11 protein-coding genes are annotated in these 14,064 nt (G+C 72.5%); 6 read left to right on the plus strand and 5 right to left on the minus strand.

Annotated elements, in window-relative coordinates; translation table 11 throughout:
- Positions 1 to 129: 129 nt before the first annotated feature.
- Together DIZ27_RS25050 and DIZ27_RS25055 are read left to right on the plus strand one after the other, a co-directional pair.
- Complete coding sequence (locus DIZ27_RS25050) at positions 130 to 2,652, plus strand: RNA helicase (protein WP_109380705.1); 2,523 nt, start codon at positions 130 to 132, stop codon at positions 2,650 to 2,652.
- Positions 2,653 to 2,671: 19 nt separating this feature from the next.
- Positions 2,672 to 3,538: an acyl-CoA thioesterase II gene (locus tag DIZ27_RS25055; RefSeq protein ID WP_109380706.1), complete on the plus strand. Its 867-nt coding sequence runs from the start codon at positions 2,672 to 2,674 to the stop codon at positions 3,536 to 3,538.
- Between the two features lie 247 nt (positions 3,539 to 3,785).
- On the opposite strand, the gene DIZ27_RS25060 is transcribed toward DIZ27_RS25055, so the two are convergent.
- The gene (locus DIZ27_RS25060) at positions 3,786 to 4,199 is read right to left on the minus strand and encodes a roadblock/LC7 domain-containing protein (RefSeq protein WP_109380707.1); all 414 of its coding nucleotides are present in this window, start codon (positions 4,197 to 4,199) and stop codon (positions 3,786 to 3,788) included.
- 278 nt (positions 4,200 to 4,477) lie between these two features.
- Between DIZ27_RS25060 and DIZ27_RS25070 the strand changes: the two genes are divergently transcribed.
- Positions 4,478 to 5,077 (plus strand): class I SAM-dependent methyltransferase, encoded by a 600-nt coding sequence (locus tag DIZ27_RS25070; protein ID WP_109380708.1) that lies wholly within the window; start codon positions 4,478 to 4,480, stop codon positions 5,075 to 5,077.
- A gap of 21 nt (positions 5,078 to 5,098) precedes the next feature.
- Here DIZ27_RS25070 and DIZ27_RS25075 read toward each other — a convergent pair whose 3' ends face one another.
- Positions 5,099 to 5,995, minus strand: coding sequence for an oxygenase MpaB family protein (locus tag DIZ27_RS25075; protein WP_181383680.1), 897 nt, complete (start codon positions 5,993 to 5,995; stop codon positions 5,099 to 5,101).
- 240 nt (positions 5,996 to 6,235) lie between these two features.
- Here DIZ27_RS25075 and DIZ27_RS25080 point away from each other — a divergent pair, with 240 nt between their 5' ends.
- Positions 6,236 to 7,126, plus strand: coding sequence for a hypothetical protein (locus tag DIZ27_RS25080; RefSeq protein ID WP_109380709.1), 891 nt, complete (start codon positions 6,236 to 6,238; stop codon positions 7,124 to 7,126).
- 98 nt (positions 7,127 to 7,224) lie between these two features.
- On the opposite strand, the gene DIZ27_RS25085 is transcribed toward DIZ27_RS25080, so the two are convergent.
- Positions 7,225 to 7,407 carry a hypothetical protein gene (locus tag DIZ27_RS25085; RefSeq protein WP_109380710.1) on the minus strand — a complete coding sequence of 61 codons (183 nt, stop codon included), beginning with the start codon at positions 7,405 to 7,407 and terminating at the stop codon, positions 7,225 to 7,227.
- 339 nt (positions 7,408 to 7,746) lie between these two features.
- On the opposite strand from DIZ27_RS25085, the gene DIZ27_RS25090 reads away from it, so the two are divergent.
- Positions 7,747 to 10,743: a DEAD/DEAH box helicase gene (locus DIZ27_RS25090; protein WP_258308532.1), complete on the plus strand. Its 2,997-nt coding sequence runs from the start codon at positions 7,747 to 7,749 to the stop codon at positions 10,741 to 10,743.
- Positions 10,740 to 12,104 carry an SWF or SNF family helicase gene (locus DIZ27_RS25095; protein ID WP_258308533.1) on the plus strand — a complete coding sequence of 455 codons (1,365 nt, stop codon included), beginning with the start codon at positions 10,740 to 10,742 and terminating at the stop codon, positions 12,102 to 12,104. Before DIZ27_RS25090 ends, DIZ27_RS25095 begins: the two co-directional genes overlap by 4 nt.
- Positions 12,105 to 12,146: 42 nt before the next feature.
- Here DIZ27_RS25095 and DIZ27_RS25100 read toward each other — a convergent pair whose 3' ends face one another.
- Complete coding sequence (locus DIZ27_RS25100; protein WP_258308534.1) at positions 12,147 to 12,449, minus strand: hypothetical protein; 303 nt, start codon at positions 12,447 to 12,449, stop codon at positions 12,147 to 12,149.
- Between the two features lie 435 nt (positions 12,450 to 12,884).
- Positions 12,885 to 14,051, minus strand: coding sequence for a xylose isomerase (xylA, locus tag DIZ27_RS25105; protein ID WP_109380711.1), 1,167 nt, complete (start codon positions 14,049 to 14,051; stop codon positions 12,885 to 12,887).
- Positions 14,052 to 14,064 lie beyond the last annotated feature (13 nt).

The following is a 14,064-nucleotide window of genomic DNA, read 5'->3' on the forward strand; positions in this document are numbered from 1 at the left end:
GCCCGCCCCATCGCTCATGTACAGCTGTCCGGTTGACCAGGTGCGCTGACGCTCCTCGGCGCCACAGCGTAGCCTTCGCGATCTTCGTTCCCGAATCCGATTCCCACGCGGGGCCCGACGGCAGGCAAGATGGGGGGCGTGACCCTCATCGATCAGCTGCCACCGACCGCCGACCCCGACGCCCTGTACGAAGCCTTCGAGTCGTGGGCCGAGGAACGCGGTCTCACGCTCTACCCCCACCAGGAGGAGGCGCTGATCGAGGTGGTCTCCGGGGCGAATGTGATCGTCTCGACGCCCACCGGCTCGGGCAAGAGCATGATCGCGGCGGCCGCCCACTTCGCCGCGCTGGCGCGGGACGAGGTCACCTTCTACACGGCCCCCATCAAAGCCCTGGTGTCGGAGAAGTTCTTCGAGCTGTGCAAGATCTTCGGCACGGAGAACGTCGGTATGCTGACCGGCGACGCGTCCGTCAACGCCGACGCCCCGGTCATCTGCTGCACCGCCGAGGTACTGGCGTCGATCGCACTGCGCGACGGCAGGCACGCCGACGTCGGCCAGGTCGTCATGGACGAGTTCCACTTCTACGCGGAGCCGGACCGCGGCTGGGCCTGGCAGATCCCGCTGCTGGAACTGCCGCAGGCGCAGTTCGTCCTGATGTCGGCGACGCTCGGTGACGTCTCCTTCTTCGAGAAGGACCTCGCCCGCCGCACCGGCCGCCCCACCTCGGTGGTCCGCTCGGCGACCCGCCCGGTACCGCTGTCCTACGAATACCGCTACACGCCGCTCACCGAGACGCTCACGGATCTGCTGGCGGCCCGGCAGGCTCCGGTCTACATCGTGCACTTCACGCAGGCGCAGGCGGTGGAACGGGCCCAGGCGCTGATGAGCATCAACATGTGCACGCGCGAGGAGAAGGACCGGATCGCCGAGCTGATCGGCAACTTCCGCTTCACCACCAAGTTCGGCCGCAACCTCTCCCGCTACGTCCGGCACGGCATCGGTGTGCACCACGCCGGCATGCTGCCCAAGTACCGGCGGCTGGTGGAGAAGCTCGCGCAGGCCGGTCTGCTGAAGGTCATCTGCGGTACGGACACGCTGGGCGTGGGCGTCAACGTCCCGATCCGCACGGTGCTGTTCACCGCCCTGACCAAGTACGACGGGAACCGCGTGCGCACGCTGCGGGCCCGTGAGTTCCATCAGATCGCGGGCCGCGCCGGACGGGCCGGCTTCGACACCGAGGGGTTCGTCGTCGCCCAGGCCCCCGAGCATGTCGTCGAGAACGAGAAGGCGCTGGCCAAGGCGGGCGACGACCCGAAGAAGCGTCGCAAGGTCGTCCGCAAGAAGGCGCCCGAGGGGTTCGTCGCCTGGTCGGAGCAGAGCTTCGAGAAGCTCATCGGCTCCGATCCCGAGCCGCTGACCTCCCGTTTCCGGGTGACGCACACGATGCTGCTGTCGGTGATCGCCCGGCCCGGCAACGCCTTCGCGGCGATGCGGCACCTCCTCGAGGACAACCACGAGCCGCGCAGGCAGCAGCTGCGGCACATCCGGCGGGCGATCGCCATCTACCGCTCGCTGCTGGACGGCGGCATCGTCGAGAAGCTGGACGCGCCGGACGCCGAGGGCCGGATCGTCCGGCTGACCGTGGATCTCCAGCAGGACTTCGCGCTGAACCAGCCGCTGTCCACCTTCGCGCTGGCCGCGTTCGAGCTGCTGGATCCCGACTCTCCTTCGTACGCGCTCGACATGGTGTCCGTGGTGGAGTCCACGCTGGACGACCCGCGCCAGATCCTCGCCGCCCAGCAGAACAAGGCACGCGGCGAGGCCGTCGCCGCGATGAAGGCGGACGGCGTCGAGTACGAGGAACGCATGGAGCGCCTCCAGGACATCACGTACCCGAAGCCGTTGGAGGAGCTGCTCTTCCACGCGTACAACACCTACCGCAAGAGCCATCCCTGGGTCGGCGACCATCCGCTGTCGCCGAAGTCCGTGGTACGGGACATGTACGAACGGGCGATGTCCTTCACGGAGTTGGTGTCCCACTACGAGCTGGCCCGTACCGAGGGCATCGTGCTGCGGTACCTGGCCAGCGCCTACAAGGCCCTGGAGCACACGGTCCCGGACGACCTGAAGTCCGAGGACCTCCAGGACCTGATCGCCTGGCTGGGCGAGATGGTGCGTCAGGTCGACTCCAGTCTGCTGGACGAGTGGGAGCAGCTGGCCAACCCCGCGGAGATGACCGCCGAGGAGGCCCAGGAGAAGGCCGACCAGGTCAAGCCGGTCACCGCCAACGCGCGTGCCTTCCGCGTCCTGGTCCGCAACGCCATGTTCCGCCGGGTCGAGCTCGCCGCTCTGGACCAGGTGGACGCGCTGGGCGAGCTGGACGCCGAGGCCGGCTGGGACGCGGACGCCTGGGGCGAGGCGATGGACGCGTACTGGGACGAGTACGAGGAACTCGGCACCGGCCCCGACGCCCGCGGTCCCAAGCTGCTGCTGATCGAGGAGGAGCCGGCCGACGGGCTGTGGCGGGTCCGGCAGATCTTCGACGATCCGAACGGCGACCACGACTGGGGCATCAGCGCGCAGGTCGACCTCACCGCCTCCGACGCGGAGGGCCGCGCGGTCGTCCGGGTCACCGATGTCGGCCAGCTGTGAGCACAGGAGCGTTCCTCCCATGACGAATCCGACCGAGAGCCTCGTCGCCCTGCTCGACCTGGAGCAGATCGAGGTCAACATCTTCCGGGGCCGCAGTCCGCAGGAGTCGCTGCAGCGGGTCTTCGGCGGCCAGGTGGCCGGCCAGGCCCTGGTCTCCGCGGGCCGCACCACCGAGGGCGACCGCCCCGTGCACTCGCTGCACGCGTACTTCCTGCGCCCGGGGCGCCCCGGGGTGCCGATCGTGTACGAGGTGGAACGGGTGCGGGACGGACGGTCGTTCACGACCCGCCGGGTCACCGCCGTGCAGCAGGGGCGCACGATCTTCAATCTCACCGCTTCCTTCCACAGACCTGAACAGGGGAGTTTCGAGCACCAGTTGCCGCCGGCCCGCGCGGTGCCGGACCCCGAGTCGCTGCCGACGGTCACGGACGAGATCCGCGAGCACCTGGGCACGCTGCCGGAGCAGTTGGAGCTGATGGCCCGCCGTCAGCCCTTCGACATCCGCTACGTGGACCGGCTGCGCTGGAACCGGGACGACGTCAAGGGCGCCGAGCCGCGCAGTGCGGTGTGGATGCGCGCGGTCGGCCCGCTCGGTGACGATCCGCTGGTGCACACGTGCGCCCTGACCTACGCCAGCGACATGACCTTGCTGGACGCCGTCCGGATCCCGGTGGAGCCGCTGTGGGGTCCGCGGGGCTTCGACATGGCGTCGCTGGACCACGCCATGTGGTTCCACCGCCCGTTCCGTGCGGACGAGTGGTTCCTGTACGACCAGGAGTCACCGATCGCCACGGGCGGGCGGGGGCTGGCCCGCGGGCGGATCTACGACCGTGCGGGGCGGATGCTGGTGTCCGTCGTCCAGGAGGGGCTGTTCCGGGCGTTGTAGGCCGGCGGGCCGGTCGCCGGTTCCTGTCGCGCGGTTCCCGCCGGCGCCCGGCCCGGCGGGCGGGCCGGGCGTGGCGGGCACGGTCGTGGTGATGGTGTGGATGGCGGTGTTCGCGGACATGCTCGTCTCCCCCGCAGGATGTGCACGGTCGGCGCGGCGTGCGCCGACCCGGAGAAAACCGTATCCACTCCGTCACTCTCTGCGACAGCCCTGTGGACAACTCCGCGGGGGTCGACGAACGTGCGGGTCAGTTCCCTGTGAGACCGTTGGAGCCCGGTCGGCGGGCGTCCACGTCCAGATGTTCTCCGACCCGGTTGACCAGCAGGGTCATCTCGTAGGCGACCCGCCCGACATCGGCCTCGGCCCCACTGAGCACGCACAGGCAGCTGCCCGCGCCCGCCGCGGTGACGAAGAGCATGGCGTCGTCGAACTCGATCATCGTCTGGCGCATTCCGCCCGCACCGAAGTGCTGTCCGGATCCCTTGGCGAGGCTGTGCAGTCCGGACGACACGGCCGCCAAGTACTCCGCGTCCTCGCGGCGCAGTCCCGTGCTCGTCCCGGTCACCAGTCCGTCGTTGGACAGGACCAGGGCGTGCCGCACCTGCTCGACACGCTGGGTCAGGTCGTCCAGCAGCCAGTCGAGTCCCTGATTTTGCGTCATTTCGTGAATCTCCCCCTTGCTCTTCCCCGTGATGGTTCCCGTGGTCCTGTCCGTGAGCCTTTCCGTTTGCTTCCCCCGTGCGGTGCATCCCCTGACGGGGAGATCCCCTTGGCCAGCCTTCCCCACGACCGGGCGCCGGACAAGGAGGTTAGGAGCCATGGGACAGAAGTTGACCGACGAAGAGTGGCCCGAGTTCGTCTCGCGCAGAACCCGCACCGGCAAGCTCTCCACCGCCGGACGGTGCGGTCCGGGCCGTCCGGTGGGGGATCATGCGGGACATGAGCGACGACCACACACACGTCCAGGAGTTCTTCAGCGCGCGGGCAGCCGGCTGGGACCGCCGCTTCCCCGACGACGGTCCGGCCTACGCGGCCGCGGTCGCCGACCTCGGGCTGCGCGAGGGCGACCGGGTGCTCGACGCGGGCTGTGGCACAGGACGGGCCCTGCCGCCGCTGCGTGCCGCGGTGGGCCCCTCGGGAACGGTCCTCGGGGCTGATCTGACGCCGGCCATGCTGCGGGAGGCCGCGGCCGCCGGACGGGACGACGACGGCACGCTGCTGCTCACCGACGCCGCCGCGCTTCCCCTGCGCTCGGGGTCGCTCGACGCCGTGTTCGCGGCGGGCCTCATCGCGCACCTGCCCCACCCGGCCGAAAATCTCCGTGAGTTGGCGCGGGTGGTGCGTCCCGGTGGGGTGCTCGCGTTGTTCCACCCGATCGGCAGGGCCGCGCTCGCCGCGCGCCAGGGCCGCTCGCTCACACCGGACGATCTCCGTGCGGAGCACAACCTCCGTCCGCTGCTGGCCGGTTCGGGCTGGCGCATGACGTCGTACGCCGACGAGGACGCGCGGTTCCTGGCGCTGGCCGTCCGGGAGGACTGACCTCTCCGGCCGCCCCGGCGCTCAGTCGGCGGGCGTGGCGTCCGGGTGCCGCACCGGGCAGCCGCCGAGGCCCGGCACCGGGTGGGTGCCCAGGTCCTCCAGCCGGTAGCCGTTCGGATAGCTCTTGATCTCCCAGTTCTGCCGGGCGAAGTGCGGGGCGCGCCGGGGCGGCAGCAGCCGGACCGCGCGGCCGCGCAGCCGCACCGCGCGGCGTACGCACGCGCGTGTGGCGGCGCTCGGCGGGGTGTACCGGAAGGCCCGCAGGAGGGGGTCGTCGAGCAGGGCGAGTGTGGCGGTGCGCAGCAGCGGGGCGAGCGGGCGCGGGTACCAGGAGGTCATGAGACCGAGTGTGGCGTCCGAGACCCGGCGCGCGCCCTCGTCCCAGCCGAAGTGGGCCTGCTCGTAGGAGTCGAGGCAGTTCTCGAACTCCTCATAGGAGCCGGGGATGCCCTGGATGCCCATGTGCCGCCCGAGTGTCCGGTAGTGGACGGCACTGGCGACGGTCTCGTGCCGCGACATCCTGCGCCACCCGTAGGCGTCGATCCACCGCTTGGGCATCACGACGAACGTGCAGAGGACGTATCGCATGTCGTCGTTGGGGATGTCGTAACCGCGGTGCATACCGTTGATGCGGCGGATCGCGGTCCGGCCCCGGTCGCTGCCGAATCCGTGCTCGACGACGGCGTCCAGGAGGAGCGATGTGTCGTCGTAGCGCTTCTGGGTGCGGTCCGTGAGCTCCGCGGTCTCGGCGAGCAGACGGCCGATGCGGGGAACGGCGTATGTGCGGTACAGGGCGAGTTCGAGTGACCGGGTGAAGTCCCAGGGGAATTCGTACGCCACGCTGAGGCGGTAGATCTCCGTGGCGTCCCGGTGCGGGTCCATCCGCCGGATGCGTTCCAGTCGCTCGAAGCGCTTCACCGTGCCGCCCCCTTCTGCTGCCTGACTCCAATCCTACTGTGCGTGGCGGGTGTTGTACGGCTGGTGAAGGTCACGGTGGCCCGACAGGACGTCCGAGGGCACGCCCGCGCGGCAGCGGGTGGCCGATTCGCCCCGTCCTGGCGGAAAGCCGCCGCTCCGGGCGGGGCTTCGAGGTCGTGACAAGGGGCTCGGGGTCGGATTAGGGTGCGCGCCGGTGAACGAGACGACGGGGAGGCCGGAATGGCCGGGACGGACGAGGAAGCCACCACCGCGGACGACGCGCTCTATGTGCTCACGGCGGCGTTGCTGACGCCGGCGAAGTTCCCGAGCGTGCTGGGCGACGACTATCCGGAGGCGTGCGCGGTGCTCAGCCTCGCCCCGCTCGCCGACGGGTACGGGCTTGTGCTCGGGCAGGACGGCGAGGGCGCCCGGTGGACCGTCGTCGTCGACGACGTGTCGCTGGTCGCCGTCGCGATCGCTTCCTGGGACTGCGGCATGGAGCACGATCTGTCGCCGGACGAGCGCACGGTCGTCGCCGCACTGCCGGGCTGGCCCCTCGCGGTCGCCGTCGCGGCGCCGAACGTACCCGCGCCGCACGATCCGGACCCGGACACGACTGACGGGCCCGCGCTGACGCCTCCCGATTCCGAGGCCTGGGGACCGGCGCAGCGGCGCCTGGGCGCCGACGAGATCGCGCTCCAGTGGGCGGTCTGGCGGGAGCAGGTCGACGACACGTCCTTTCCGGCTGCGGGCGGCTCCGCAGAAACCCCCGACGGCGCCGGAGAGGCCGACGGGGACGGCCCCGCCGGGGATGACCTGCCCAAGGGCGGCGCCGGGTCCGATGTGCCGGACGGCCGGCCGGGCCACAGCGGCATCCGGCGCGCTCTGGCGGAGGCGCGCTCCTACCTCGCCTCGCCGCCGCCCCTCGGCCGGGTCCGCTCGTCCTTCGCCCCGGGCGGGGCGCGCACACTGCGTGCCGACGGGTCCGGCTGGTCGCTCGTGGCCAGGACCGACGACATCGCGTTCGTCCTGCTCGACGACGAACCCGGCGAGGTCCTCCCGGTGGGCAGGGGGCCGGAACTGCCGGGCCTCCTGGAGGGCCTCGACAAGATCGCCGTACGGCCGCTCTGAACCGCGCGGGCAGCGCCCCGAGGCGGGGTCGGCCCAGGATCCGGGCCGGGGCCATGGCCCCGGCCCGGCACCGACCCGCCGGACGCGCCCCACCGGTCTCAGCGCCCCAGCTCCTTGCGCGAGACACGGCGCAGCCGGCTCCGCTGTGAAGGGTCCAGGGCGAGGTACGCGGCGGCCGGAACTCCCAGGACTATCAGGAGCGCCGCCCACCAGGGCAGCCAGATGAGCAGGATGAGCCCGGCCGCCACACCTCCCGCGGCGATCTTGGCGTTCTTCGACATGAGTGTCGCCTCCTTCGCGGCCGTTGCCGCTCTCTGTCGTAAAAACGGGCTCGCGCCTTCGGCGGTTCCGACCGCGACCCTGAGACGTCCCTGAGGTTCGCCCCCTAGGCTTCCCTGAGGGCCGCCGTCGGCTCGTCGATGAGTCGACCCTCCGATGAGTCGACCCTCCGATGAGTCGACGATCCGATGCTCCGGGACGGAGCGCGACCGCGCATCCATGGTGACCCGGTTCACCGTCCAGGCATACCCGGTCGCCCCCGGCCGTGCTGTACTCTCGGCGACTCCGACGCCACTAGTCAAGTTTGATGAATCGCTGAAGCAAGGAAGTCCGTCATCGTCGTGCAGACGCCTCCCCCGCCGCACGCTCCCGCTCAGTACGCCGAACTGGCCCACTGTTCAACCGTATTCGTACCCGGTGACCCGGCCCGCACCGGCCGGGTCGCCTTCTGGCGGCCCGACGGGGCGGCTCCCCCCGACGTGGACGCGGCGTCGGTCGAGGAACTGACCGTCGTCGTTCCCGGCGAGACCGGGGTGGAGACGGTGAGCGTCCCGGCGGCGCTGCTGCCGGTGCGCGCCGCGCTGCCCGTCCTCACCCGGGCACGGACACGCGACGAAGGGCATCCCGCCGCCGTGTTCTGGGGCGCTGCCGCCGTGCACGCCCTGGGTCTGGTGGCGCGCGGTCTGCTGCTGCCGGGGCTGTCCCCGGCCGGCCACGACGCCTGGCGCACGGGGCCGCTGGACGCGGAGGACACCGAGGCGGTGCGCCGGCTGGCCGCCGCGATGCCGCCCGAGGCGCACGCCCTGCCGGTGGACGGCCCGGGGCCGCTGCGCCTGCCCGAGCCCGAACGGCTGCTGCGCGCCTTCCTCGACGCGGTCGCCGACACCTTGCCCCGCTCCCCCGCCGCCCCCCTCGTCACCGGCACCCCCGCCTACGCGGTACCGCAGCGACAGCACCTGCCCGGACTGCGCGACTGGGCCGCCGACGTCGCCGCGGGCCACGACGCCGGCGTACGTCTGTCGCTGCGCGTCGAGGTGCACGGCCTCACGGAGCTCACGGAGCTCACGGAGCTCACAGACCTGACGGCGCCCTCGGCCACCCGGGACGACGCCGCCATGGACGGCGACACCATGGACGGCGACGGCGCGAACGCCACGTTCCGAGCAGTGCTCCAGGTCCACAGTGTGAGCGATCCCGCGCTCGTCGCGGACGCCACCGACGTGTGGGCCGGACCCACAGACGGCGCGGACGGCACTGACGGCGCGAACGGCTCGGACGGCGGTTTCGGACCGCGCGCCCGGATGGACACGCTGCTCGCGCTCCGCCGCGCCGCCCGCGCCTGGGCCCCGCTCACCCCCCTGCTGTCGGCGACCGTGCCGAACGCGGTCGAACTCGCCGACGAGGAGGTCATCGAGCTCCTCGGAGAGGGCACCAGGGCGCTGGCCGGCGCGGGCGTCGACGTGCACTGGCCGAGGGAGCTGACCCGCGAACTGACCACCCGCGCGGAGATCGGTCCCGCTGACGACGAGCGGGGCCCCGGGCGACCCGGCGTCGAGGGCGCCTCTCAGGGACCGTCCTTCCTGTCGGCCGACGCACTGCTCGCCTTCGACTGGTCGTTCGCCCTGGGCGGCCGGCACATCACCCGCGCGGAGCTGGACCGGCTCGCGGAGACCAAGCGTCCTGTCGTGCGGCTGCGCGACCAGTGGGTGCTGCTCGACCCGCAGGAGGTGCTTCGCGCCCGCGCGCACCAGGACCACGAGGTGAATCCCGTCGACGCGCTCGGGGCCGCCCTGACCGGCTCGGTGGAGGTGGACGGCCACCGGATCGAGGTGCGGCCCACCGGCTGGCTGGCGGCCCTGCGGGACCGGCTCGCCGACCCCGAGGCACAGGAGCCCGTCGCACAGCCGACGGCCCTCGCCGCCACACTGCGGGACTACCAGCGGCGCGGGCTGAACTGGCTGGCCCACATGACGTCCGTGGGCCTGGGCTGCTGCCTCGCCGACGACATGGGCCTCGGCAAGACCATCACCCTGATCGCCCTGCATCTGCACCGGCAGTCCGACCCCGCGTCCGCCGGGCCCACCCTCGTGGTGTGCCCGACCTCCCTGATGGGCAACTGGCAGCGGGAGATCGAACGGTTCGCGCCCGGTACGCCGGTACGCCGCTTCCACGGTGCGCGGCGCTCGCTGGACGACCTGGCCGAGGGCGAGTTCGTCCTCACCACGTACGGCACCGTGCGCCTGGATGCTCTCCGGCTCGCCGAGGTGTCCTGGGGAATGGTCGTCGCCGACGAGGCCCAGCACGTGAAGAACCCGTACGCGGCGACGGCCCGGCAGCTGCGCTCCATCGGCGCACGCGCGCGCGTGGCGCTCACCGGCACACCCGTGGAGAACAACCTCTCGGAACTGTGGGCCGTCCTGGACTGGACGACGCCCGGTCTGCTCGGCCGGCTCGGCACCTTCCGCAGGCGGTACGCGGACGCCGTGGAGGGCGGGCAGGACCCGGCCGCGGCGGAACGACTGGCCCGGCTGGTAAGGCCGTTCCTGCTGCGCCGCCGCAAGTCGGACCCGGGGATCGCGCCCGAGCTGCCGCCGAAGACGGAGACGGATCACCCGGTGTCGCTCACCCAGGAGCAGGCGGGGCTGTACGAGGCCGTGGTGCGGGAGGCCCTCGCCGAGATCTCCGGCACCGACGGCACCGACGGCATGGCGCGACGGGGAATGATCGTGAAGCTGCTGACCGGGCTCAAGCAGATCTGCAACCACCCGGCGCAGTTCCTCAAGGAGGACCGTCCGGTGCTCGCGGGGCGGTCCGGGAAGCTGGAGTTGCTGGACGAGCTCCTCGACACGGTGCTCGCCGAGGAGGCCGGGGTGCTGGTCTTCACGCAGTACGTGCGGATGGCCCGTCTCCTGGAGCGCCACCTCGCCGCACGGGGCGTGCCGTCGCAGTTCCTGCACGGCGGCACGCCGGTGGCCGGGCGCGAGGCGATGGTGCGGCGTTTCCAGGACGGCGAGGTCCCGGTCTTCCTGCTGTCGTTGAAGGCGGCGGGCACGGGGCTGAACCTCACCCGTGCCGAGCACGTCGTGCACTACGACCGCTGGTGGAACCCCGCCGTCGAGGCGCAGGCGACGGACCGCGCGTACCGCATCGGCCAGACCCGGCCGGTACAGGTGCACCGGCTGATCGCCGAGGGCACGATCGAGGACCGCATCGCCGAACTGCTGGTCCGCAAGCGCGAACTGGCGGACGCGGTGCTCGGCTCCGGGGAGGCGGCGCTCACCGAGCTGACGGACGCCGAACTGGCGGATCTGGTGGAACTGCGAGGGGGAGCACGATGAACCGGTACGACGGTGCGGAGACCGACGGCCGCGACGCCGACGGTCACGATGCCGACGGTCACGCGGCCGACGGCGACAGGGCCGGCAGTGAAGCCGCCGGGACGGAGCGGACGTTCGCCGTGCTGCCTCCCGCGCGGGGGCGTGGTTTCGCGCAGACCTGGTGGGGTCGGGCCTGGCTGACGGCGCTGGAGGGCACGGCCCTGGACGTCCAGCAGCTCAAGGCGGGTCGCAGGCTCGCCCGCGCGGGAGCGGTCGGCGCGGTGTCCGTGCGTCCGGGACGCATCACGGCCGTCGTACAGGACCGCGACCGCACGGCGCTCCGGGCGGACGTCCTGCTCCAGGAGCTGTCCGACGAGCAGTGGGGCCGTTTTCTGGGCATGGCCGTCGAACGGGCCGGACATGTGGCGGCGCTGCTCGACCGGGAGATGCCGCCGCATCTGGTGGAGGACGCGGAGCTGGCCGGGGTCGAACTGCTGCCGGGCCTGGGCGATCTGGAGCCGGAGTGCGGCTGCGGGGCCTGGGACCACTGCGGTCACACGGCGGCACTCTGCTACCAGGTGGCCCTGCTGCTGGACCAGGATCCGTTCGTCCTGTTCCTGGTGCGGGGACGCGGTGAAAGGGCCCTGCTGGACGCGCTCCAGTCGCGTGCCGGGGCACGCGCGGGAAAGCAGTCCCGGCCGGAGGGCGTGGACGCGGCCGAGGCGTTCGCGGTGGGCGGCATCCGGCCGGGGCTGCCCGACGCTCCCCCGCTCCCCGCGGCACCGGGGGTGCCGCCGTCACTGGACACGGACGGGCCGCCTCCCGCCGGGATCGACCCGTCCGCCCTGGAGTTCCTCGCCGCGCGGACCTCCGCGCAGGCCCGTCACCTGCTCGCGGAGGCGATCCGGGACGGGCATGAACGGCAGCCGGTGGAGCCGGACCCGACGGTGGCTCAGGACGCGGTGCGGCTGGCCGCCGGTGACCCGGCGCGCGCCGCGGCGGACCGACTCGCCACCGGTTCGGGGCGTGGCCGGGAAGGGCTGGCCGTGGCCGTACGGGCCTGGCGCCAGGGTGGTGCGGCGGCGCTGGCCGTGCTCGACGAGGAGTGGACGGTGGACGCCGAAGCGCTCGCACGCGCGCGTGCGGCCCTCGGGGCGGCCTGGGCCGAGGGCGACGAGGACGAACGGCCGGTGTTCCGGGTACGCGCCAACCGCTGGACCGTCGTCGGCGCGCCGGTCCAGCTGCGACTGGGACGCGACGGCCGCTGGTGGCCGTACCGCAAGGAGCGCGGCCGTTGGGTCCCGGCGGGAGGCGCCGCCCAGGACCCGGCGACGGCCCTGGCTTCGGCGAGGGCGGAGCTCCACGCCGGGAGAACGCCCTGAAACGGCCTCCCCGGGAGACACCGCGTACGCGCCTGGCCCGGGTCAGCGCAACCCGGCCTCGTCCAGGGACGGAAGGAGCGATTCGAGTCCGCTCGGCAGATCGGTCGGCAGACCACTGGGCAGTTCACTCGGGAAGCCCGACGGCAGCTCGGTGGGGAAACCGGACGGCAGCAGGCTCTCCGGACCGCCGGGCAGCTCGGAGGGGATGCCCAGGGACGGGTCGGGCCGGCCGCCGGTGCCCGGGCTGCTCCCGGCGGGCTCCTTGTCCGGCGAGTCGTCGTCGCCTCCCGACGCCATCAGCACGATCACGGAGACGGCCGCCACGGCCACGATCGCCGCGAGCACGATGAGCAGGAGGTTCCTGCGCCCGCCGGGACCTCGTCCCCCTCCGCCTCCGCCTCCGTCACCGGACGGATCCTGCGGCGGATCGGAGGGCGGAGGCGGAGGGGACGGCGGGGGCGGGTCCGGCGGCGGAGGCGCGCCGCCGTACGAGGGTGGTCCGAAGCCGCCGCCCGGGGGCGGCGTGTCACCCGGCGGGCCGGGCGGCTGGGGCGGTACCGGTGGCTTGGCCATACCGGCCATGGTCGCCTCGGACGCCCTCCTGGCGCGAGCGTCCCGCACGGAATTCGACACGGAGCCGGGGCACGGGCCCGAGCCCGCGGCACGCTCCGCGCGGAGGCCGAGCCGTGCGCTCCCGTGCGAGCGCGGCCGCCGCGCGAAGCAGCGCGCCGGCCGCGCTCACACCGTCCCGGGCCCCCTGCGCCCCGGGAGGTCCGGGGCTCAGCCCCGGGCGCCCAGCAGGTGGTCCATCGCCAGCTGGTCGAGGTGCTCGAAGGCCATGCCGCGCGCGGCGGCGGTGTCGGCGTCGAAGTCCTCGAAGGCCGACCGGTCGCCGAGCAGTGCCTGGAGGCCGTCGGCCGCCGTGGGCTCCGCCAGCTGGTCCAGCCGGGCCGCGCGCAGCGCCTCCTGCACCTCGGGGTCGGAACGGAAGGCCGCCGCACGCTCCTTGAGGATCAGGTAGTTGCGCATGCAGCCCGCCGCCGAGGCCCACACCCCGTCGAGGTCCTCGGTCCGCGGCGGCTTGAAGTCGAAGTGCTTCGGGCCGCTGTAGCCGGCCGACTCCAGCAGGTCCACCAGCCAGAACGCGGCACGCAGGTCACCGGCGCCGAACCGGAGGTCCTGGTCGTACTTGATGCCGGACTGGCCGTTGAGGTCGATGTGGAACAGCTTGTCCGCCCACAGCGCCTGCGCGATGCCGTGCGGGAAGTTCAGCCCGGCCATCTGCTCGTGGCCGACCTCGGGGTTGACGCCGTACAGCTCCGGCCGCTCCAGGCGCTCGATGAACGCGAGGGCGTGGCCGACGGTGGGCAGCAGGATGTCGCCGCGCGGCTCGTTCGGCTTCGGCTCGATGGCGAAGCGGAGGTCGTAGCCCTGGGAGGTGACGTACTCGCCGAGCAGGTCGAAGGCCTCCTTCATCCGGTCCAGGGCGACCCGTACGTCCTTGGCGGCGCCGGACTCGGCGCCCTCACGGCCGCCCCAGGCCACGTACACCTGGGCACCGAGTTCGACCGCGAGGTCGATGTTGCGGATGGTCTTGCGCAGCGCGTAGCGGCGCACGTCGCGGTCGTTGGCCGTGAACGCGCCGTCCTTGAACACCGGGTGGGTGAAGAGGTTGGTCGTCGCCATCGGCACCTTCATGCCGGTGGCGTCCAGCGCCTGCCGGAACCGCTTGACGTGTCCCTCGCGCTCGCTGTCGCTCGAGCCGAAGGGGATCAGGTCGTCGTCGTGGAAGGTGACGCCGTGAGCCCCCAGCTCGGCCAGGCGCCGCACCGACTCGACCGGGTCGAGGGCGCGTCGGGTGGCGTCACCGAACGGGTCGCGTCCCTGCCAGCCGACGGTCCACAGGCCGAAGGTGAACTTGTCCTCGGGGGTGGGCCGGTAGTTCATGCCGTGGCTCCTT

Origin of the sequence: Streptomyces sp. NWU339, from assembly GCF_003143855.1 — a bacterium.
In the GTDB taxonomy this organism is placed as follows: Bacteria; Actinomycetota; Actinomycetes; order Streptomycetales; family Streptomycetaceae; genus Streptomyces.